Origin of the sequence: Mycobacterium sp. B14F4, from assembly GCF_039871645.1 — a bacterium.
In the GTDB taxonomy this organism is placed as follows: domain Bacteria; phylum Actinomycetota; class Actinomycetes; order Mycobacteriales; family Mycobacteriaceae; genus Mycobacterium.
On sequence record NZ_JBDPMF010000001.1, the window covers coordinates 945,023 to 964,489 of the forward strand.

Here is a 19,467-nt window from a genome sequence, read left to right on the forward strand (position 1 = left end):
GTGGGATGGGTGAGCTCAGAGCAGCCCGTCGCAGCGCATCCCGGTGGCGGGTTCAACCCGCCGGTCCCGACCGATCGCGGCGGACCCGACTACGGCCGCTTCATCGACGCCGTGCGCACCCTGCAGGACCACGCCCGCGCGGCCGACGCGCCCGACGACGTGATCACCGAAGCGGCCGACCTGGTGGAAAAGGTGTCGCAGCTGCTCGGGCCCTATTACGCCGACGAATGGGCGTCGCCGTCGGGCCGGCGCATGGATCTGCCCAACCGCGGCAACATCCTCGCGGTTCCCCTCGACCTGCACGTCACCGGGGAGCAGCGGGTCAGCGGCACCGCACGGTTTCGCCGCTTCCACCTCGGCCGCAACGGCGCCGCGCACGGAGGCACGGTCGCCATGCTGTTCGACTCGATCCTGGGCTTCACCGCGTTCATGCTCAGCGGCAGCAAGGCCCAGCGCACGGCATTCCTGCACGTCGACTACCGAAAGATCGCGCTCGTCGAGCAGGAGTATCGGGTGGAGGCCGGCATCGACCGGATCGAGGACCGCAAGATCTTCGTCGAGGGCCGGCTGCTGGACGGCGACACGGTGCTCGCTGAGTCGCATGCGCTGTTCGTCAAGCTCAAGCCCGGTCAGCCATGAAGGCGTCCGACGTCAAACGGCGGTGGGCACGCTGGCGGGACCGGCTGCGCGAGCGCCCGACGGTCGACTTCGGCTACCGCATCGCGGTCGGCGTGGTGGGCACGGCGGTACTCGTCGTCGGCGTGCTGGCGATCCCGTATCCGGGCCCGGGGTGGGCCATCGTGTTCGTCGGCCTGGGCATCCTGGCCACCGAATTCGACTGGGCGCGACGCCTGCTGGGCTACGCCAAGGAGCGCTACGACAAGGTGATGGACTGGTTTCACCGTCAGCCCGCCGTCGTGCAGATCCTCGGCGGCGTCTTCACCGCGCTGATCGTGGCACTGACGCTCTGGGTGCTGGGTGCGCTCGACTGGACGGCCGAACTGCTCGGCTACGAATTCGAGTGGTTGAACAGTCCGATCGGCATCGGGGACTGACGACTCGCACCGATAGCATGGTCGCGTCCTACCGTCCGTCGAAACCGAAATCGGAGAGTCCACGATGAGTGCCGCCGCCAGCCCCGCCCCCGCAGCCCCGATCCGGGTCGCTGCCGGGACCACCGCGGGTGAGGCGGTTCGCGAGGCGGGCCTGCCGAGCAGGGGAGCGCCCGACGCGATCGTCGTCGTCCGCGACGCCGACGGCAAATTGCGCGACCTGTCGTGGGCGCCCGATGCCGACGTCGAGGTGACGCCGGTGCCCGCCGACACCGACGACGGCCGCAGCGTCATCCGGCACTCCACCGCCCACGTGCTGGCCCAGGCCGTGCAGGATCTGTTCCCGGAGGCGAAGCTGGGAATCGGCCCGCCCATCACCGACGGCTTCTACTACGACTTCGATGTCGAGCGCGCATTCACGCCGGAGGATCTGGAGGCGCTGGAGAAGCGCATGCGCCAGATCGTCAAGGAGGGCCAGCTGTTCGCGCGGCGGGTCTACGAGTCCAAGGACCAGGCGCGCGAGGAACTGGCCAACGAGCCGTACAAACTCGAACTCGTCGACGACAAGTCCGGTGACCCCGACGTGATGGAGGTCGGCGGCGACGAGCTGACCGCCTACGACAACCTCAATCCCCGCACCCGCGAACGGGAGTGGGGCGATCTGTGCCGCGGCCCGCACATCCCGACCACGAAGTACATCCCGGCGTTCAAGCTCACCCGCAGCTCGGCGGCATACTGGCGCGGCGACCAGAGCAACGCCAGCCTGCAGCGCATCTACGGCACGGCGTGGGAGTCGCAGGACGCCCTCGACAAGCACCTCGAGCTCATCGAGGAGGCCCAGCGGCGCGACCACCGCAAGCTGGGCGCGGAGCTGGACCTGTTCAGCTTCCCCGACGAGATCGGTTCCGGCCTGGCGGTTTTCCATCCCAAGGGCGGCATCATCCGGCGCGAACTGGAGGACTACTCGCGGCGCAAGCACAGCGAGGCGGGCTATGAGTTCGTCAACAGCCCGCACATCACCAAGGCCGAGCTGTTCAAGATCTCGGGACACCTCGACTGGTACGCCGACGGCATGTTCCCGCCCATGCACCTCGACGCGGAACTCAACCCCGACGGCACAGTGCGCAAACCGGGACAGGACTACTACCTCAAGCCGATGAACTGCCCGATGCACTGCCTGATCTTCCGGTCGCGCGGGCGGTCGTATCGCGAACTGCCGCTGCGACTCTTCGAGTTCGGCACGGTGTACCGCTACGAACTCTCCGGTGTGGTGCACGGCCTGACCCGGGTCCGAGGCCTGACGATGGACGACTCGCACATCTACTGCACCCGCGAGCAGATGCGCGACGAGCTGACGTCGCTGCTGCGGTTCGTGCTCGACCTACTCGGCGACTACGGCCTGACCGACTTCCACCTCGAGCTGTCGACCAAGGACCCCAAGAAGTCGGTCGGCTCCGACGAGCTGTGGGAGGAAGCCACCAGCGTGCTCGCGGAGGTCGGCGCCGCGTCGGGTCTGGACCTGGTGCCCGATCCCGGCGGCGCGGCGTTCTACGGGCCGAAAATCTCGGTGCAGGTCAAGGACGCGCTTGGCCGCAGCTGGCAGATGTCGACGATCCAGCTGGACTTCAACTTCCCGGAGCGCTTCGAGCTGGAGTACACCGCCGCCGACGGCTCGCGGCAGCGGCCGGTGATGATCCACCGCGCGCTGTTCGGGTCGATCGAGCGGTTCTTCGGCATCCTCACCGAGCACTACGCCGGCGCGTTCCCCGCATGGTTGGCGCCCGTGCAGGTGGTCGGCATCCCGGTCGCCGACGACCACATCCCGTACCTCAACGGCCTTGCCACGCAACTCAAGATGCGCGGTATCCGCGCCGAGGTGGACGTCAGCGACGACCGGATGGCCAAGAAGATCGTCAACCACACCAACCAGAAGGTGCCGTTCATGCTGGTGGCCGGCGATCGCGACGTGGAAGCCGGCGCGGTCAGCTTCCGCTTCGGTGACCGCACCCAGCTCAACGGTGTGCCGCGAGACGAGGCCGTCGAGGCCATCGCCAGCTGGATCGATTCCCGCGAAAACGCTGCTCCCACAGCTGAACTAGTGAAGGTGGGCACCCACCCGTGACCGGCGATGAGCGCTTGCGCGAAGAGCAGGCAACCGCCGATGAGCGCTTGCGCGAAGAGCAGACAACCGCCGATGAGCGCTTGCGCGAAGAGCAGGCAACCGCCGATGAGGGCTCGGGCGAGGAGCAGACAATCATCGACCGCGGCGTCGGTGACCCCGATCACCTGCAGCGGCTCTGGACGCCGCACCGGATGAGCTACATCGCCGAGGGTCCGCTGAAGGGGGGCTCGGCGGGCTCCCCGCAGCCGTTCACCGACATCCCGACCATGCCCGACGAGGAGGGGTTGGTGGTGGCGCGCGGTGAGTCGGTCTACGTGGTGCTCAACCTGTACCCGTACAACCCCGGCCACTCGATGGTGGTGCCGTACCGCCAGGTATCGGAGCTGGAGGACCTCACCGCCGACGAAAGCTTCGAGTTGATGTCGTTCACGCAGAAGATGATTCGCGTGATCAAGGCGGTGTCGAATCCGCACGGGTTCAACGTCGGGCTGAACCTCGGCAGGTCGGCGGGCGGCTCGCTGGCCGAGCATCTGCACATGCACGTGGTGCCGCGCTGGAGCGGCGACGCCAACTTCATCACGATCATCGGCGGTTCCAAGGTGGTGCCGCAGTTGTTGCGTGAGACCCGTGAACTGCTGGCGACGGAGTGGACCAAACAGAAGTGAGCGACTTCTATCTGATGACCCGGGCGGCGTACGAGAAGCTGAGCACGCCCATCGCCAAGGGCGCGCTGAAAGCCGGCTTCACGCCCGACAGCATCACGATCCTGGGCACCGCCGGATCGGTGCTCGGCGCGCTCACGTTGTTCCCCATCGGTCAGCTCTGGTGGGGCGCGTTCGCGGTGTGGATCTTCGTGCTCGCCGACATGCTCGACGGGGCGATGGCGCGTCAGCGGGGCGGCGGCACCCGCTTCGGGGCGGTGCTCGACGCCACCTGCGACCGCATCAGCGACGGCGCCATCTTCTGCGGCCTGCTGTGGTGGGCGGCGTTCGGCATGCAAAGCGCGTCGCTGGTGGTCGCCACGGCGATCTGTCTGGTCACCTCCCAGGTGATCTCCTACATCAAGGCGCGCGCCGAGGCCAGCGGCCTGTCCGCCGAGGGCGGGCTGATCGAGCGGCCCGAGCGACTGATCATCGTGCTGCTCGGCGCCGGCCTGTCCGGTCTGTTCTCGGTGCCGTGGCTGTTGCACGCGGCGATGTGGCTGCTGGCCGTGACCAGCCTGATCACGCTTGGACAGCGGGTGCACAGCGTGCGGACGTCGCCGGGCGCCATGGACCGGCTCGTCAAACCCGACACCGATGGTGAGAGCGAGGCGGAGGAGCCGTGACGACCACGCCCTCGGGGCCGACGGCGGATCGCGCCAACCCGCTGGGTGGCCGATTCTCGGACTGGGGGTATGCCGCGGGTTGGCGACTCGTGCGTGCGATGCCGGAACTCTTGGCGCGCAACGCTTTCGACGCGGGCGCGCACTACGTGGCGCGTGACGGCGGGCCGGAGCAGCTGCGCAAGAACCTCGCCAGGGTGGTCGGCGTACCGCCCGAGCGGGTGCCGGACGGGCTGATTCGTGCTTCGCTGGCCTCCTACGCCCGGTACTGGCGGGAGGCTTTCCGGTTGCCGACCATGGACCACGAAGCGCTCGGCCGTGAACTCGTCGTGCACGACATCGACCGCGTGTGGTCGGCGCTCGATGCCGGACGCGGTGCGGTCCTGGCTCTACCGCACAGCGGCAACTGGGACATGGCCGGGGTGTGGCTGGTACAGAATTACGGCACGTTCACCACCGTCGCCGAGCGACTCAAGCCGGAGTCGCTGTACAACCGGTTCGTCGCCTACCGGGAGAGTCTGGGTTTCGAGGTCGTGCCGCTGACCGGCGGTGAGCGGCCGCCGTTCGAGGTGCTCGCGGAGCGACTGCGCGACAACGGCGTGGTGTGTCTGATGGCCGACCGCGACCTCAGCCGCAACGGGGTGCAGGTGGACTTCTTCGGCGAACCCACGCGCATGCCCGCGGGCTCGGCCAAGCTCGCGATCGCGACGGGCGCGGCGCTGCTGCCCGTGCACTGCTGGTATGACCGCGACGGCTGGGGTATGCAGGTGTACCCGGAGGTGGACGCCTCGGCGGGCGACGTCACCGTCCTCACCCAGGCGCTGGCGGACCGGTTCGCGCGCAACATCGCCGCGCATCCGGCCGACTGGCACATGATGCAGCCGCAGTGGCTGGCCGACCTGCCTGCGGCGCGGCGCGCCGCACTGGAGGCCGGCTAGTGCGCATCGGCATGGTCTGCCCGTACTCCTTCGACGTGCCAGGGGGAGTGCAGTCGCACGTGCTGCAGCTCGCGTCGGTGATGCACGACCGCGGCCACGACGTCAGTGTCCTGGCGCCGTCGTCACCGGGCGCGGACCTGCCCGACTACGTCGTCTCGGGCGGCAAGGCGGTGCCCATCCCGTACAACGGCTCGGTGGCGCGGCTGCGGTTCGGGCCCGCCACCCACCGCCTGGTGAAACGGTGGCTGGCCGACGGCCGGTTCGACGTGCTGCACCTGCACGAGCCCAACGCGCCGAGCCTGTCGATGCTCGCGCTCAACATCGCCGAGGGTCCCATCGTGGCGACGTTCCACACCTCGACCACGAAGTCGTTGACGCTCAGTGTGTTCGAGCCGATCCTGCGCCCGATGCACGAGAAGATCGTCGGGCGCATCGCGGTGTCGGACCTGGCGCGGCGCTGGCAGATGGAGGCGCTGGGCAGCGACGCCGTCGAGATACCCAACGGCGTCGACGTGGCGTCGTTCGCCGAGGCGCCACCACTCGAGGGGTACCCGAGGGCCGGTAAGTCGGTGCTGTTCCTGGGCCGCTACGACGAACCGCGCAAGGGCATGGCCGTCCTGCTGCGCGCGTTGCCGCGGCTGGTCGAGCGGTTCCCCGATGTCGAGGTTCTGGTGGTGGGCCGCGGCGACGAGGACGAATTACGCGACAGCGCAGGGCAACTGGCCGAGCACCTGCGATTCCTCGGCCAGGTCGACGACCCGGCGAAGGCGTCGGCCATGCGCAGTGCCGACGTGTACTGCGCGCCGCACACCGGCGGCGAGAGCTTCGGCATCGTGCTCGTCGAGGCGATGGCCGCGGGCACGGCGGTGGTGGCCAGCGACCTGGACGCCTTCCGGCGGGTGCTGGCCGAGGGGGACGCGGGACGGCTGGTACCGGTCGACGACGCCGAGGCGCTGGCCGACGGGCTGATCGAAGTGCTCGGCAACGACGCGCTACGCGAGCGCTACATCGCGACCGCCTCCGATGCCGTGCGGCGCTACGACTGGTCGGTGGTGGCGCGGGAGATCATGCGGGTGTACGAGACCGTCTCCGGTTCGGGGACCAAGGTGACGGTGGCCGGTGAGGGCGGCACCAGGGCCAAGGCCCGCCGGATGAGCGGAGGCGTGCGGTGATCACCTGGATCGTGGTGATCGCACTGGCGGTGCTGGTCGTGGTCATCCTCGCGGTCGGTGGCTGGGCATATCAGACCGCGAACCGCCTGGACCGGCTGCATGTGCGCTACGACCTGTCCTGGCAGGCGCTCGACGCGGCCCTGGCCCGGCGCGCCGTGGTGGCCCGCGCGGTCGCCGTCGACGCCTACGGCGCTGCTCCGGAGGGCAAGCGGCTCGCGGCGCTGGCCGCCGTCGCCGAGCGTGCGCCGCGGCCGGCGCGCGAGGCTGCCGAGAACGAGTTGTCGGCGGCGCTGGCGGCGGTGGACCCGGCGGCGCTGCCGCTGCCGCTGGTGGCCGAGATGGCCGACGCCGAAGCGCGGGTACTGCTGGCCCGCCGCTTCCACAACGACGCGGTCCGCGACACGCTCGCGCTGCGCGAACGGCCGGCGGTGCGGATCCTGCGACTCGGGGGAACGGCCGCGCTGCCAACGTATTTCGAGATCGTCGAACGGGTCGAGGTGTCGCCGCCCGGAGTCGAACACCGATGAGCTGGCGGACGTCGGCCCGGGTGGTCCTGCTCGACGAGTCCGGTGCGGTGCTGTTGTTCGGCGGCTCCGACCCGGCCCTCGTCGACGCGCCGCGATGGTGGTTCACCGTCGGTGGTGCGGTGGAGCCCGGAGAGTCGCTGGCCGACGCCGCGGCACGAGAGATCGCCGAGGAGACCGGGCTGCGGGTCGAGACCGCCGATCTGGTCGGCCCCCTGTGGCGGCGCGAGTCGGTGTTCGAGTTCGACGGCGCGATGATCCGCAGTGAAGAGTTGTTCTTCGTTCACCGCACCGCGCGGTTCGAGCCGTCGACCGGTGGCCACACCGCGCTCGAGCGGCGCACGATTCACGGCCATCGCTGGTGTGATGCGACAATGATCGACGAGCTGGTCGCCACGGGCGAAACCGTCTATCCGCTGCAACTCGGCGAATTGCTGGAACAAGCCAACGCCATCGCCGACGCGCGCGGCGGTGTCCCGCGGCGAGAGTTGCAGTCGATCCGCTGAAGTGCGGATTCAATGCATTTGCACCCGCCTTTAAACTGAATCAGTAGCGATTCGGAGGAGATAGCAGTGAATACCGCACCGGAAAACGGGGTCGGAGAGATGAGGTCTCAGACCGGAACCGCCCGGGTCAAGCGTGGCATGGCCGAGATGCTCAAGGGCGGCGTGATCATGGACGTCGTCACGCCGGAGCAGGCCCGTATCGCCGAGGGCGCCGGGGCGGTGGCCGTCATGGCGCTCGAGCGGGTGCCCGCCGACATCCGCGCCCAGGGCGGCGTCGCGCGAATGAGTGATCCCGATCTCATCGAGGGCATCATCTCCGCGGTGACCATCCCGGTGATGGCCAAGGTGCGCATCGGCCATTTCGTCGAGGCGCAGATCCTGCAGAGCCTCGGTGTGGACTACATCGATGAGTCCGAGGTGCTGACCCCCGCCGACTACACCCACCACGTCGACAAGTGGAAGTTCACCGTGCCGTTCGTCTGCGGGGCGACCAATCTGGGTGAGGCGCTGCGCCGCATCACCGAAGGTGCGGCGATGATCCGCTCCAAGGGCGAGGCGGGCACCGGCGACGTGTCCAATGCGACGACCCACATGCGCAAGATCGGCGGCGAGATCCGCCGGCTCACCTCGCTGTCGGAAGACGAATTGTACGTCGCGGCAAAGGAATTGCAGGCGCCCTACGACCTGGTCGTGGAGGTGGCGCGGGCAGGCAAGCTGCCGGTGACGCTGTTCACCGCCGGCGGCATCGCCACCCCGGCCGACGCGGCGATGATGATGCAACTCGGAGCCGAGGGCGTGTTCGTCGGCTCGGGCATCTTCAAGGCCGGCGACCCTGCCGCGCGCGCCGCCGCGATCGTCAAGGCCACCACGTTCTACGACGATCCCGATGTGCTGGCGAAGGTTTCGCGCGGACTGGGCGAAGCCATGGTCGGCATCAACGTTGAGGACGTCGCAGCCCCGCACCGGCTCGCCGAACGAGGCTGGTAATACTTCAACCCATGGCGATCGAAGAGATTCTTGACCTCGAACAACTCGAGGTCAACATCTACCGAGGCAGCGTTTTCAGCCCCGAATCCGGCTTTCTGCAGCGCACTTTCGGCGGTCACGTCGCAGGACAGTCGCTGGTTTCCGCCGTTCGCACGGTCAAGCCGGAATTCCAGGTGCATTCGTTGCACGGCTACTTCCTTCGCCCGGGGGACGCCAAGGCTCCGACGGTGTACATCGTCGAGCGACTGCGGGACGGCGGGTCGTTCGTCACCCGTCGTGTCAACGCGATTCAGCACGGCGAGACCATTTTCTCGATGTCGGCGTCGTTTCAGACCGACCAGAGTGGCATCGAGCACCAGGACGTCATGCCCGTCGCGCCGCCGCCCGACGATCTGCCGAACTTCATCAGGAAGGGCAGCGTGTTCGACGACGCGGGCTTCGCGCAGTTCGCGGAGTGGGATGTCCGCATCGTTCCACGCGACCAGATGACGCTGCTGCCCGGCAAGGCGTCCCAGCAACAGGTCTGGTTCCGCCACCGCGATCCGCTGCCCGATGACCACGTCCTGCACATCTGTGCGTTGGCGTACCTGAGCGATCTGACCCTGCTCGGCTCGGCGCAGGTCAACCACACCGAGGAGCGCAAGCACCTGATGGTGGCGTCACTGGACCACGCGATGTGGTTCATGCGGCCGTTCCGGGCCGACGAATGGCTCCTCTACGACCAGTCGTCACCTTCGGCGTCGGGCGGCCGATCGCTCACGCAGGGCAAGCTTTTCAACCAGTACGGCGAGATGGTGGCGGCGGTCATGCAGGAGGGACTGACCCGCTACAAGCGCGACTACACGCCATGAGCACGCCGCACGTCGGCGTGTTGGCGCTGCAGGGCGACACCCGCGAGCACCTGGCGGCGCTGCGCGAGGCCGGCGCGGAGGCGTCGACGGTGCGACGGCTGCGTGAACTCGACGCCGTCGACGCGCTGGTGATCCCCGGTGGCGAGTCCACCGCGATGAGTCACCTGCTGCGCGAGCTCGATCTGCTCGAGCCGCTGCGGGCCCGGCTGGCCGAGGGCATGCCGGCCTACGGCTCGTGTGCGGGGATGATCCTGCTGGCCTCGGAGATCCTCGACGCCGGCGTGGAAGGGCGCGATGCGGCGCCGTTGCGGGGGATCGATATGACCGTGCGGCGCAACGCCTTCGGCCGTCAGGTCGATTCGTTCGAGGACGACATCGAGTTCGCCGGCGTCGCCGGACCCGTGCACGCGGTGTTCATCCGGGCGCCGTGGGTCGAACGCGTGGGCCCCGACGTCGAGGTGCTCGGTGAGGCCGCGGGCCACATCGTCGCGGTGCGGCAGGGGCAGCGGCTCGCGACGGCATTCCACCCGGAGATGACCGGCGACCGCCGCATCCACAAGCTCTTCGTCGACCTGCTCTAGCGACTTGTGCGTCAAAACGTGCGCTCACCGCACGATTTCACGCACAAATCGCCCCGGGGTCAGCGGATTGCCAGGCCCGTGACCGCACGGCCGATCACCAATCGCTGGATCTCGCTGGTGCCCTCGAAGATCGTGAAGATCTTGGCGTCGCGGTGCATCCGCTCGACCGGGTACTCGCGGGTGTAGCCGTTGCCGCCGAGAATCTGGATGGCCTCGTCGGTGACGTACACCGCCGTCTCGCTGGCGACCAGCTTGGCCATTGAGCCCTCGGCGTTCTCGAACGGCACCCCGTTGCGCGCCATCCAGCCGGCCCGCCACACCAATAGCCGGGCCGCGTCTACGCGGGCCTTCATGTCGGCCAACTTGAAGGCGATGGCCTGGAACTCACCGATCTTGCGGCCGAACTGCTCGCGCTGGCGGGCGTAGTCCAGCGCGTACTCATACGCCGCGCGGGCCACGCCGACCGCCATCGCCCCGACCGAGGGCCGGGTCCGTTCGAACGTCGCCAGCGCGGCCTGGCCCTTGCCGCTCTTGCCTTCGCGCACCCGCGCGATGCGTTCCTCGAACTTCTCGCGGCCGCCGACGATCAGACTGCCGGGGATGCGCACATCCTCGAGCACCACCTCGGCGGTGTGTGACGCCCGGATGCCGTGCTTGAGGAACTTCTGGCCCTGCCGGAAGCCCGGGGTGTTCGGCGGGATGATGAACGTCGCCTGCCCACGCGTGCCGAGGTCGGGATACACCGACGCGACGACGACGTGCACGTCGGCGATGCCGCCGTTGGTGGCCCACGTCTTGGTGCCGTTGAGCACCCACTCGTCCTTGGCCTCGTCGTAGCGCGCCTTCGTAAGGATCGCGCCGACGTCCGAACCGGCGCCGGGTTCCGACGAGCAGAACGACGCGACCTTCGGGTCGTCGACGGTGCCGAACATCTGCGGCAGCCATTCGCCCATCTGCTCGGGTGTCCCGTTGGCCGCCAGCGACGCCGCCGCCAGGCCGGTGCCCAGGATCGACAGCGCGATACCGGCGTCACCCCAGAACATCTCCTCGAACACGGTCAGCATGCCCAGGCCCGAGGGCTCGGCGGACTGTTCGGCGAAGAACTCCATGGAGTAGAGGCCCACCTTGGCCGCCTCCTGGATGATCGGCCACGGTGTCTCCTCGCGTTCGTCCCACTCGGCCGCGGCCGGCCGGATCACGTCGGAGGCGAACTCGTGCACCCAGTCGCGGATGTGGACGAGATCGGGCGGCAGCTCAAGCGAGAACGACATGGACGGATCTTACTTCAGAGTAAGTTAGGTCGGCTAGTGCTGTGTCCGCGGTAACAGCAGTCACGCCTGTACCGGGAGCAGCAGCCGGGACGACGACCGCACCGTGTTCACGCTGCTGGTGCCGACGCTGGCATGCCGAAAGTTCATGATCGCGGGCATCGACGGGTCCTGGTCGTCGCTCGTCAGCACCAACTGGATCCGGTGTCCCGCCGCGAAGCGGCGGGCATTGGGCACAAGGGGTATCCGGTACTCCACGTCGTGACCGATCGGCACCGCGATCGGCGACCGGCACGGCAGCACCGGCGCCCCGGGGGTGCTGGACGACTCGTCGACCCCGCGCAGGCTCGCGCGCAGCCAGCCCGCCGTCACATCGGTCACCTCGCCATCGGGCGCGACGTCTTGAAGGGTGGCGATCCACGCGGTGTCGACCGCGGTTGCCGAGGCGACGAGGCGCAGCTCGATCTCGCCCACGACGTCGACCAGCGACCTCGGCGCCGCCCTGCTGCGGCGCATGCTCGCGGCCTGGCGCGACGACGAGATCGGCCCGGTGCTGCGGGCGGTCCTGCTCACCGCGGCGCACGACGAGACGACGCGCGAGAAGCTGCGCCGCGTCGTCGAGAGCGGCCTCATGGGGGTGTCGCAACTCGGCGTCGACGAGGCCGACCGGCGAAAGCGCAGCGGGCTGATCTCCTCGCAGATCATGGGGCTGGCGATGATGCGCTTCGTGTGGGCGATCGAACCAGTCGCCTCGATGAGCGAAGATGACCTTGTCAGGGCGGTGGCGCCCAACCTCCAGCACTACATCGATGGGACGCTGATATGACGATGGTCGAGGTCGAGCCGCAGCCGCGCATCGATACGATCGTGCGCCTCGCGGCCGGTGGTGAGGCCCGCCGCACCGAATACACCGGCACCGCCTGGTTCGACGGCAAACCCATCGTTTCCGGCCTCATGCTGCGCAGGGCGCCGAACGCGCCGAAAGGTATTCGGACGCCGAACTTCTCGGCATCGTTCTTCATCCCGGACAGTCTTGCGTACAACCGGGCCACGCTGGGCGGTCCGACGCTGTCCGTGTCGGTCGTCCTGCAAGCCTCGGGAGAGACGGGCGCGATCGTCGACGCCGCGGCGACCTTTACCGACGACCCGTCCGGTGCGCCGACCTGGATCCAGATCCACGTTCAGGGCCACATCGGCTGGCCCGCCGCGGCGGGCTACCGGGTCGTCGCGATCACCCCGCTCGACGCGGTTCGGTAGGCCGAGCGAGTCCACGTAGACTCGTTGACCGGACTTTGCAGTCAGCGAAAGAAGGTCATACCTGATGAGCGGCCATTCCAAGTGGGCCACCACCAAGCACAAGAAGGCCGTCATCGACGCACGCCGCGGCAAGATGTTCGCCAAGCTGATCAAGAACGTCGAGGTGGCCGCCCGCGTCGGCGGAGGTGACCCGGCGGGCAACCCGACGCTCTACGACGCGATCCAGAAGGCGAAGAAGTCGTCGGTGCCCAACGACAACATCGAACGGGCCCGCAAGCGCGGCAGCGGCGAGGAGGCCGGCGGCGCCGAGTATCAGAACATCACCTACGAGGGCTACGGACCCAACGGCGTCGCGGTGCTCATCGAGTGCCTGACCGACAACCGCAACCGCGCCGCCGGTGAGGTGCGCGTGGCGATGACCCGCAACGGCGGCAACATGGCCGACCCGGGATCGGTGGCCTACCTGTTCTCCCGCAAGGGCCTCATCACGTTGGAGAAGAACGGCCTCACCGAGGACGACGTGCTGACGGCCGTGCTCGAGGCCGGCGCAGAAGACGTCAACGATCTCGACGATACCTTCGAGATCCTTTGCGAGCCAAGCGATCTCGTTGCCGTGCGCACCGCGCTACAGGATGCGGGGATCGACTACGAGTCGGCCGAGGCCGGCTTCGAGCCGTCGGTCACCGTTCCGCTCAACGCCGACGGGGCCCGCAAGATCATGAAGCTCGTCGACGCGCTCGAAGACCTCGACGACGTCCAGGACGTCTACACCAACATCGAGATCCCCGACGACGTCGCGGCCGAACTCGACAACGAGGACTAGCGAGGACTAGAAGGTCATCGCCACGCGGTAGTGGCGATGGGCGAACAGCCAGTCCCCGTCGACCCTGACGAGTTCGTCGGTGTACTCGCCGACCAGCCGTCGGGTCGACTGATCGCGCACCTGCAGGATCTCCAGGCAGTACGACCGCGCGCTCGCCCGGTCGGCCTCCACGGTCAGCGAGGCCATCTGGGTGAAGAACATCATCTGCTCGACGGCGCCGAAGATCTGATGCCAGTGCGCGCGCAGGGCGTCCTTACCGGCGCACTCGCCGCCGGATCCGGTGCGACGGCAGTCGTCGGCCCAACACGCCAGATAGGTGTCGAGGTCTTGGCGGATCACTGCATCGCTGTAGACCTCGAAACGCTCGCGAATGAGTTGTCTGTCCTCGGCGGGACCCCGGAACGGCATCGCTTGATTATCTGCTAACCGGCATCGGCGACAGATCGGAGACCGCTCCCATGGGCCAAGGTGATGGTTCTGGCTCGCCCTCGAATGGCTCGGGGTGGCCTGGGAGATCCGCGTCGAACGGGATGGCACGGTGGTCGGCCGCGAGAAGGTGCGCGGCTGGAAGGCGGCGTCCATACAGTCCGGCGCCGCGCAGTACGCCGCGGATTCTGCCTAGCCAGTGAGGAACTCGCCGATTGCCGTGGCCGTCTGCTGCGGCTGATCGAGCATCACGAGTACATATGCGTCGTCGACGTAGCGCACCGTTGCCCGGGGCAGCAACGCTTTCAGCCGATCCGCGTGATCGGTCGGCATCACGGGGTTGCGGCTCCACAACACCAGCGCCGGACCGTCGAATTCACGCAGTCGTTCGGTGGCCCGAATCAGGTCGGCGCCGTCGAATCTGGTTCGGCAGTACTTGACGAGGTCGCGTCGGATCCTGGCGTCGGTGAGTCCCGCCGCCATCCAGTTGTCGACGATGCTCTGCGGAAGCGGCTTCTTCGCCATCTGGCCGAACATGAACCACTGCCTGCGCAGCCAGCCGATTCTCAGTTGGCGCATCGCCAGGGACACCGTCTGAGTCGTTCGGCTGGCCAACCACGCGACCTTGCCGGGGAAGCCCGGCGGGAAGTTGTCGAAGGCCTCCGACGGGCAGATGACCAGCCGCGCAACCCGTTTGTCGCGGCCGATGTCGGTCAGAAACAGGGGCCCGCCCCAGTCGGAGACGACGAGGGTGACGTCGGACAGGTTCAGTGCGTCGAGGAAGTCCGCGACGATGTTGACCATGCCTGAAAGGGTCAGGTCCGCGTCGTCGCGCATGGGAATGCGGTGGCCGCCCATCGGCAGCACGGGAAGCAGATAGCGGAACTCCGGCGGCAGCAGTGGCAGCACGAGATCCCACTGGGTGTCGTTCATCAGCAGGCCGTGCAGCAGGACGACGGGCGGACCGCCCGGGTCACCCTCGTCGCGGTACTGGACGGTTCCGGCGGTGACGTCGACGGTCGGCATGGCGGCCTCTCATTAGAACGCTGATTCTAGAACGTATGCTCTAGTCTGTCCGTAGGAGGCGTCGATGGCAAGATCCACCCGGGAATCGATCCTGACCGCCGCGGCCGAGCTGATGCGCCACAAAGGCTACGCGGCCGTCGGCATGAAGGACATCGCCGCGGCGTCCGGCGCTCCGATCGGATCGCTGTACCACCACTTCCGCGGCGGGAAGGCGCAGATCGCGCGCGAGGCGCTGCTCAACGCCGGGGCGGCGTACGGCCTGCTCATCCCGTCGATCGTCGACGGTTACGCCGATCTCGGCGCCGCCATCGACGGTGTGTTCCGCCAGGCGGCCGACGACATGGCAGGCACCGGCTTCGCCAACATGTGCCCCGTCGCCAGCGTCGCGGCCGAGGTCGCCGACACCGTCGAGGACCTCCGCCAGACGACGGCGTCGGTGTTCGGCGGCTGGATCGACGGCGGCGCGGCCTACTTCGTCACGCGCGGGCTCCCCGACACGCAGGCCCGCGAGGTGACGCTGGCCCTGATCGCGGCGTTGGAGGGGGCGTTCGTGCTCGCCCGCACCCTGCGCAGCACCGAGCCGCTGCTGGCCGCGGGCGCCGCGCTGGCCCCGCGCTATCGGGGCGTCGCGTTGGCGCCGCGCTCAGCCGCGGCCGTTGGTGCGGGCTAACTGGTCGGCGTGGTCGTCGGAATGGTCGAAGGCGCGGGCGCGCTCGTCGGCCTCAGGGCTGCCCGAGAACATGCCCGGCGATACGCGGGGCGCCTCCCGCTCGCGGCCCTGGTCCGCGGCGTGCTCCGACGGCGTCGCCGGCTCGATGCGCTGCATCGGGGCCGCGCCGCTGGTGCGCTGCACCCAGTTGACCATGCCTTCGCGGATTGCACAGCGCAGGTCGAACAGCGCGCCTGCGTTGTCGGCGCTGACCACGATCCGCACGCGCACCACGCCGCCGACGGCGTCGGTGACCTGCAGCACGCCACGGCGGCCGTCCCAGAGGTCGCTTTCGGCCAGCAGCCGGTCCAGCTCGGCACGCATGTCGTTGAACGGCACGAAGAAGTCGACGTCGAACTCGACGGTGCCCATCAGCTCGGTGGCGCTGCGGGTCCAGTTCTCGAACGGTTCGGTGGTGAAGTACGTACACGGGAGCACCAGGCGGCGCTCGTCCCACAGGCGCACGACGACGTAGCTCAGCGTGATCTCCTCGATGCGGCCCCACCACTGCCCGTCCTCGAGTTGCACCACGTCACCGACTCGGATGGCGCCGGAGAACGCGATCTGCATGCCGGCGAACACCGCGCCGAGCGAGGTCTGCGCCGCCAGGCCCGCGACGACGGAGAGCACACCGGCCGAGGCGAACACCGTCGTGCCGATGTCGGAGAACGACGGGAAGGTCGTCAGGATCGCCGCGCCGCCGAGGATGACGACGACCGCGATGGCGAGCCTGCGCAGCACCTGCACCTGGGTGCGGACCCGGCGCCATTTGCGGTCGGCGTCGGAGATCTCCTCGGCGCCGCCGCCGTAAGCGGCGATCATGCGTCGTTCCACGACCCGTACCAGGCTGGTGACCAGCCAGGTGATGGCCGCGATCAGGATGATCAGCAGGGTGTGGTCGACCCAGCCGCGCCAGGAGTCGGACGCGTCGGAGGTCTGTTTCACCGCGATCGATGCGGCGAACACCATGAGCACCGTGCGCACCGGCATGCGGGTCAGCGTCGCGATGTCGCACAGCGCGCCGCTGCGTCGCCCGAACCGGGCCAGCACCCAGCTGAGCACCACTCCCGCCAGGTAGGCGGCCACCATGGCCCCTGCGGCCCAGGTCAGGGTGACGGCGAGGTTGGTCGCGGACTGAAGTTCCTGGTCTTCCGGCATCGGGTGAGTTCAGCTCCCACGGATCGAGGTCAGTTCCTCGCGCGACGTTAGCGAGATTGTGCGCCGACGTCACATCGGCGCCGGGGCGTCGCGACGCGGATTCGGTGCTGAGACAAGCAAAATAGGCCGATGGTAGTGGTCGTGGACAGGCATGGCAGGGCGTGGTCGGTGTATCGCGATTGGTGGCCGTTTCCCGGCGACCTCGCTGACTTCACCGACCTGTTCGCCGTCCTGGTCGGGTTGTTGTTCGTCGCGTTGTGGCCGTTCTGGTTGATCGGCAAGTTCGTCGGGGTGCGCTGGGCGGTGGTGATCGAGCGCGATGGGCACGAAGTGGGGCGCGAGCTGGTCCGCGGGTGGACCGGGTCGAAGTGTCGCGTCAACGAGATCCTGGTGGAGGTGACGGCGGGCGGCCGCGGCGGGCAGTTCACCATCTGAGGTCGCGTGTCCTGCCGGGAGCTGTCCGGCCTGGCGGTTAAGCTCTCGAACAAGTGTTCACAGAAGGGTCCTGACGTGCGGGTTATGGGTGTCGACCCCGGGTTGACGCGATGCGGCCTGTCGGTGATCGAGAGCGGCAGGGGCCGGCAGGTCATCGCGTTGGACGTCGACGTGGTCCGTACGCCGTCCGACGACCCGCTGCACCGGCGACTGCTGACGATCAGCGAAGCCGTCGAGTACTGGATGGACACCCACCGGCCCGATGTCATCGCGATCGAGCGCGTGTTCTCCCAGCAGAACGTCTCGACCGTCATGGGCACCGCGCAGGCGGGCGGCGTCATCGCGCTCGCCGCGGCCAGACGCGACATAGACGTGCACTTCCACACGCCCAGCGAGGTCAAGGCCGCGGTCACGGGCAACGGCAACGCCGACAAGGCCCAGGTCACCGCAATGGTCACCAGAATCCTTGCGCTGCAGACCAAACCGACGCCCGCCGACGCCGCCGACGCGTTGGCGCTGGCCATCTGCCACTGCTGGCGGGCGCCGATGATCGCGCGAATGGCCGCGGCCGAAGCCCTCGCCGCCGAACAGCAACGGAAGTACAAGGCAACTCTCAAGGCCCAGAAGGCGAAAGCGAAGGCGGCACGATGATCGCATCCGTCCGTGGTGAGGTTCTCGACATCGCACTCGACCATGTGGTCATCGAAGCCGCAGGCGTCGGCTACAAGGTGATCGCCACCCCGTCGACGCTGGCGACGCTGCGGCGCGGCAGCGAAGCGCGGTTGATCACCGCGATGATCGTGCGCGAGGACTCCCAGACGCTGTACGGCTTCGTCGAGGCCGACGCACGCGACCTGTTCCTGACCCTGCTGGGCGTGAGCGGCATCGGACCGAGCATCGCGCTGGGCGCGCTGGCCATGTACGACGGGCCCACGCTGCGCCAGGCGATCGGCGAGGGCGACATCACCGCGCTCACCCGGATACCGAAGGTCGGCAAGAAGACCGCCGAACTGATGGCGTTGAGCCTGCGCGACAAGGTCGGCACCGTGAGCGCGTCCGGCGGGTTCTCGGTGGGCGGTCATTCCGTGCGCGGTCCGGTGGTGGAAGCGCTTGTCGGCCTCGGCTTCGCGGTCAAACAGGCCGAGGAGGCCACCGACAAGGTGTTGGCCAACGATCCCGAGGCCACGCAGTCCACCGCGCTGCGGGCCGCGCTGTCGATGTTGGGCAACAAATGAGCCGGTTCACGGAGTCCGATTTCACCGACGAATCCGACGACCGCGAGGTCACACCCGCGCTGACCGTCGGCGAGGGCGACATCGACGCCAGCCTGCGCCCACGCTCGCTGCGCGAGTTCATCGGCCAGCCGCGCGTGCGCGAACAATTGCAGTTGGTGATCGAGGGCGCCAAGAACCGCGGCGGCACACCGGATCACATCCTGCTGTCGGGCCCGCCGGGGCTGGGCAAGACGTCGCTGGCGATGATCATCGCCGCCGAACTCGGCTCCTCGCTGCGGGTCACGTCGGGGCCGGCGCTGGAACGGGCGGGCGATCTGGCGGCGATGTTGTCGAACCTCGTCGAACACGATGTGCTCTTCATCGACGAGATCCACCGCATCGCCCGGCCCGCCGAGGAGATGCTCTACCTCGCGATGGAGGACTTCCGCGTCGACGTCGTCGTCGGCAAAGGGCCCGGGGCGACGTCGATCCCGCTGGAGGTGGCGCCGTTCACCCTCGTTGGGGCCACCACCCGGTCCGGTGCGCTGACCGGCCCGCTACGGGACCGGTTCGGGTTCACCGCCCACATGGACTTCTACGAACCCGGCGAGCTCGAACGGGTGCTGACGCGATCGGCGGGCATCCTTGGCATCGAGTTGGGCGCCGACGCGGGCGCGGAGATCGCGCGGCGCTCGCGCGGCACCCCACGCATCGCCAACCGCCTGCTGCGCCGCGTGCGCGACTATGCCGAGGTGCGCGCCGACGGCATCATCACCCGCGACATCGCGAAGGCGGCACTCGAGGTGTACGACGTCGACGAGCTCGGGCTCGATCGGCTCGACCGTGCCGTGTTGTCCGCGCTCACCAAGAGTTTCGGTGGTGGACCGGTCGGTGTCTCCACGCTGGCCGTCGCGGTCGGGGAGGAGGCGACCACCGTCGAGGAGGTCTGCGAACCGTTCCTGGTGCGCGCCGGGATGATCGCCCGCACTCCGCGCGGTCGCGTCGCCACCGTGCAGGCCTGGACGCACCTCGGGATGACACCGCCGCCCGGGGTCGGCGGTCTGGGGCAAGCCGGCTTGTTCGACTGAGGAGGG

21 protein-coding genes and 3 pseudogenes are annotated in these 19,467 nt (G+C 68.5%); 19 read left to right on the forward strand and 5 right to left on the reverse strand.

What is annotated here, in order from left to right; genetic code table 11:
- Positions 1-9: 9 nt before the first annotated feature.
- From ABGB19_RS04750 to pdxT, 11 genes and pseudogenes are all read left to right on the forward strand, one after another.
- A complete protein-coding gene (locus tag ABGB19_RS04750; protein WP_347684510.1) occupies positions 10-639 on the forward strand; it encodes a PaaI family thioesterase in 630 nt (209 codons plus the stop codon).
- Positions 636-1,055 (forward strand): TIGR02611 family protein, encoded by a 420-nt coding sequence (locus ABGB19_RS04755; protein ID WP_347684512.1) that lies wholly within the window; start codon positions 636-638, stop codon positions 1,053-1,055. Before ABGB19_RS04750 ends, ABGB19_RS04755 begins: the two co-directional genes overlap by 4 nt.
- A gap of 64 nt (positions 1,056-1,119) precedes the next feature.
- A complete protein-coding gene (gene thrS, locus ABGB19_RS04760) occupies positions 1,120-3,174 on the forward strand; it encodes a threonine--tRNA ligase (protein WP_347684514.1) in 2,055 nt (684 codons plus the stop codon).
- An 80-nt stretch (positions 3,175-3,254) separates the two neighbouring features.
- Positions 3,255-3,839 (forward strand): HIT domain-containing protein, encoded by a 585-nt coding sequence (locus tag ABGB19_RS04765; RefSeq protein WP_347684739.1) that lies wholly within the window; start codon positions 3,255-3,257, stop codon positions 3,837-3,839.
- Complete coding sequence (pgsA, locus tag ABGB19_RS04770; RefSeq protein WP_347684515.1) at positions 3,836-4,501, forward strand: phosphatidylinositol phosphate synthase; 666 nt, start codon at positions 3,836-3,838, stop codon at positions 4,499-4,501. The genes ABGB19_RS04765 and pgsA overlap by 4 nt, the downstream gene beginning before the upstream one ends.
- Positions 4,498-5,436: a phosphatidylinositol mannoside acyltransferase gene (locus tag ABGB19_RS04775; protein WP_347684517.1), complete on the forward strand. Its 939-nt coding sequence runs from the start codon at positions 4,498-4,500 to the stop codon at positions 5,434-5,436. Before pgsA ends, ABGB19_RS04775 begins: the two co-directional genes overlap by 4 nt.
- Positions 5,436-6,608 carry a glycosyltransferase family 4 protein gene (locus ABGB19_RS04780; RefSeq protein WP_347684519.1) on the forward strand — a complete coding sequence of 391 codons (1,173 nt, stop codon included), beginning with the start codon at positions 5,436-5,438 and terminating at the stop codon, positions 6,606-6,608. The genes ABGB19_RS04775 and ABGB19_RS04780 overlap by 1 nt, the downstream gene beginning before the upstream one ends.
- Positions 6,605-7,638 (forward strand): annotated as a pseudogene (locus ABGB19_RS04785) (NUDIX hydrolase). Before ABGB19_RS04780 ends, ABGB19_RS04785 begins: the two are co-directional and overlap by 4 nt.
- A 99-nt stretch (positions 7,639-7,737) precedes the next feature.
- Entirely contained in the window at positions 7,738-8,625 is an 888-nt protein-coding gene (pdxS, locus tag ABGB19_RS04790) for a pyridoxal 5'-phosphate synthase lyase subunit PdxS (RefSeq protein ID WP_347684521.1), read from the forward strand.
- 11 nt (positions 8,626-8,636) lie between these two features.
- Positions 8,637-9,476 (forward strand): acyl-CoA thioesterase II, encoded by an 840-nt coding sequence (gene tesB / locus ABGB19_RS04795; RefSeq protein ID WP_347684523.1) that lies wholly within the window; start codon positions 8,637-8,639, stop codon positions 9,474-9,476.
- Positions 9,473-10,057, forward strand: coding sequence for a pyridoxal 5'-phosphate synthase glutaminase subunit PdxT (pdxT, locus tag ABGB19_RS04800; protein ID WP_347684525.1), 585 nt, complete (start codon positions 9,473-9,475; stop codon positions 10,055-10,057). Before tesB ends, pdxT begins: the two co-directional genes overlap by 4 nt.
- Positions 10,058-10,116: 59 nt before the next feature.
- Here the strand turns inward: pdxT and ABGB19_RS04805 are convergent, their stop codons facing one another.
- Complete coding sequence (locus tag ABGB19_RS04805; RefSeq protein ID WP_347684528.1) at positions 10,117-11,328, reverse strand: acyl-CoA dehydrogenase family protein; 1,212 nt, start codon at positions 11,326-11,328, stop codon at positions 10,117-10,119.
- Positions 11,329-11,388: 60 nt separating this feature from the next.
- Positions 11,389-11,826: pseudogene (locus ABGB19_RS04810) on the reverse strand (CocE/NonD family hydrolase C-terminal non-catalytic domain-containing protein); the annotation flags it as partial.
- Between ABGB19_RS04810 and ABGB19_RS04815 the strand changes: the two are divergent.
- The 3 genes and pseudogenes from ABGB19_RS04815 to ABGB19_RS04825 all read left to right on the forward strand — a co-directional run.
- Positions 11,816-12,151: pseudogene (locus ABGB19_RS04815) on the forward strand (TetR/AcrR family transcriptional regulator); the annotation flags it as partial. The pseudogenes ABGB19_RS04810 and ABGB19_RS04815 sit on opposite strands and share 11 nt — an antisense overlap.
- Positions 12,148-12,582 carry a hypothetical protein gene (locus ABGB19_RS04820; RefSeq protein WP_347684530.1) on the forward strand — a complete coding sequence of 145 codons (435 nt, stop codon included), beginning with the start codon at positions 12,148-12,150 and terminating at the stop codon, positions 12,580-12,582. The pseudogene ABGB19_RS04815 and the gene ABGB19_RS04820, both read left to right, overlap by 4 nt.
- A 64-nt stretch (positions 12,583-12,646) precedes the next feature.
- A complete protein-coding gene (locus ABGB19_RS04825) occupies positions 12,647-13,405 on the forward strand; it encodes a YebC/PmpR family DNA-binding transcriptional regulator (protein ID WP_347684532.1) in 759 nt (252 codons plus the stop codon).
- A gap of 6 nt (positions 13,406-13,411) precedes the next feature.
- Here ABGB19_RS04825 and ABGB19_RS04830 read toward each other — a convergent pair whose 3' ends face one another.
- On the reverse strand, positions 13,412-13,813 hold the full coding sequence (locus ABGB19_RS04830) for a nuclear transport factor 2 family protein (RefSeq protein WP_347684534.1): 402 nt from the start codon (positions 13,811-13,813) through the stop codon (positions 13,412-13,414).
- 210 nt (positions 13,814-14,023) lie between these two features.
- The gene (locus ABGB19_RS04835) at positions 14,024-14,857 is read right to left on the reverse strand and encodes an alpha/beta hydrolase (RefSeq protein WP_347684536.1); all 834 of its coding nucleotides are present in this window, start codon (positions 14,855-14,857) and stop codon (positions 14,024-14,026) included.
- Between the two features lie 64 nt (positions 14,858-14,921).
- Between ABGB19_RS04835 and ABGB19_RS04840 the strand changes: the two genes are divergently transcribed.
- On the forward strand, positions 14,922-15,527 hold the full coding sequence (locus ABGB19_RS04840; protein ID WP_347684538.1) for a helix-turn-helix domain-containing protein: 606 nt from the start codon (positions 14,922-14,924) through the stop codon (positions 15,525-15,527).
- On the opposite strand, the gene ABGB19_RS04845 is transcribed toward ABGB19_RS04840, so the two are convergent.
- A complete protein-coding gene (locus ABGB19_RS04845; RefSeq protein WP_347684540.1) occupies positions 15,501-16,724 on the reverse strand; it encodes a mechanosensitive ion channel domain-containing protein in 1,224 nt (407 codons plus the stop codon). The two genes, ABGB19_RS04840 and ABGB19_RS04845, sit on opposite strands and share 27 nt — an antisense overlap.
- Before the next feature lie 129 nt (positions 16,725-16,853).
- Between ABGB19_RS04845 and ABGB19_RS04850 the strand changes: the two genes are divergently transcribed.
- The 4 genes from ABGB19_RS04850 (at position 16,854) to ruvB (ending at position 19,461) form a co-directional block, all read left to right on the forward strand.
- Positions 16,854-17,159, forward strand: coding sequence for a hypothetical protein (locus ABGB19_RS04850; RefSeq protein WP_347684542.1), 306 nt, complete (start codon positions 16,854-16,856; stop codon positions 17,157-17,159).
- Between the two features lie 75 nt (positions 17,160-17,234).
- A complete protein-coding gene (gene ruvC / locus ABGB19_RS04855) occupies positions 17,235-17,810 on the forward strand; it encodes a crossover junction endodeoxyribonuclease RuvC (protein WP_347684544.1) in 576 nt (191 codons plus the stop codon).
- Complete coding sequence (gene ruvA, locus ABGB19_RS04860) at positions 17,807-18,394, forward strand: Holliday junction branch migration protein RuvA (protein ID WP_347684546.1); 588 nt, start codon at positions 17,807-17,809, stop codon at positions 18,392-18,394. Before ruvC ends, ruvA begins: the two co-directional genes overlap by 4 nt.
- Positions 18,391-19,461, forward strand: coding sequence for a Holliday junction branch migration DNA helicase RuvB (ruvB, locus tag ABGB19_RS04865; RefSeq protein ID WP_347684548.1), 1,071 nt, complete (start codon positions 18,391-18,393; stop codon positions 19,459-19,461). Before ruvA ends, ruvB begins: the two co-directional genes overlap by 4 nt.
- Positions 19,462-19,467 lie beyond the last annotated feature (6 nt).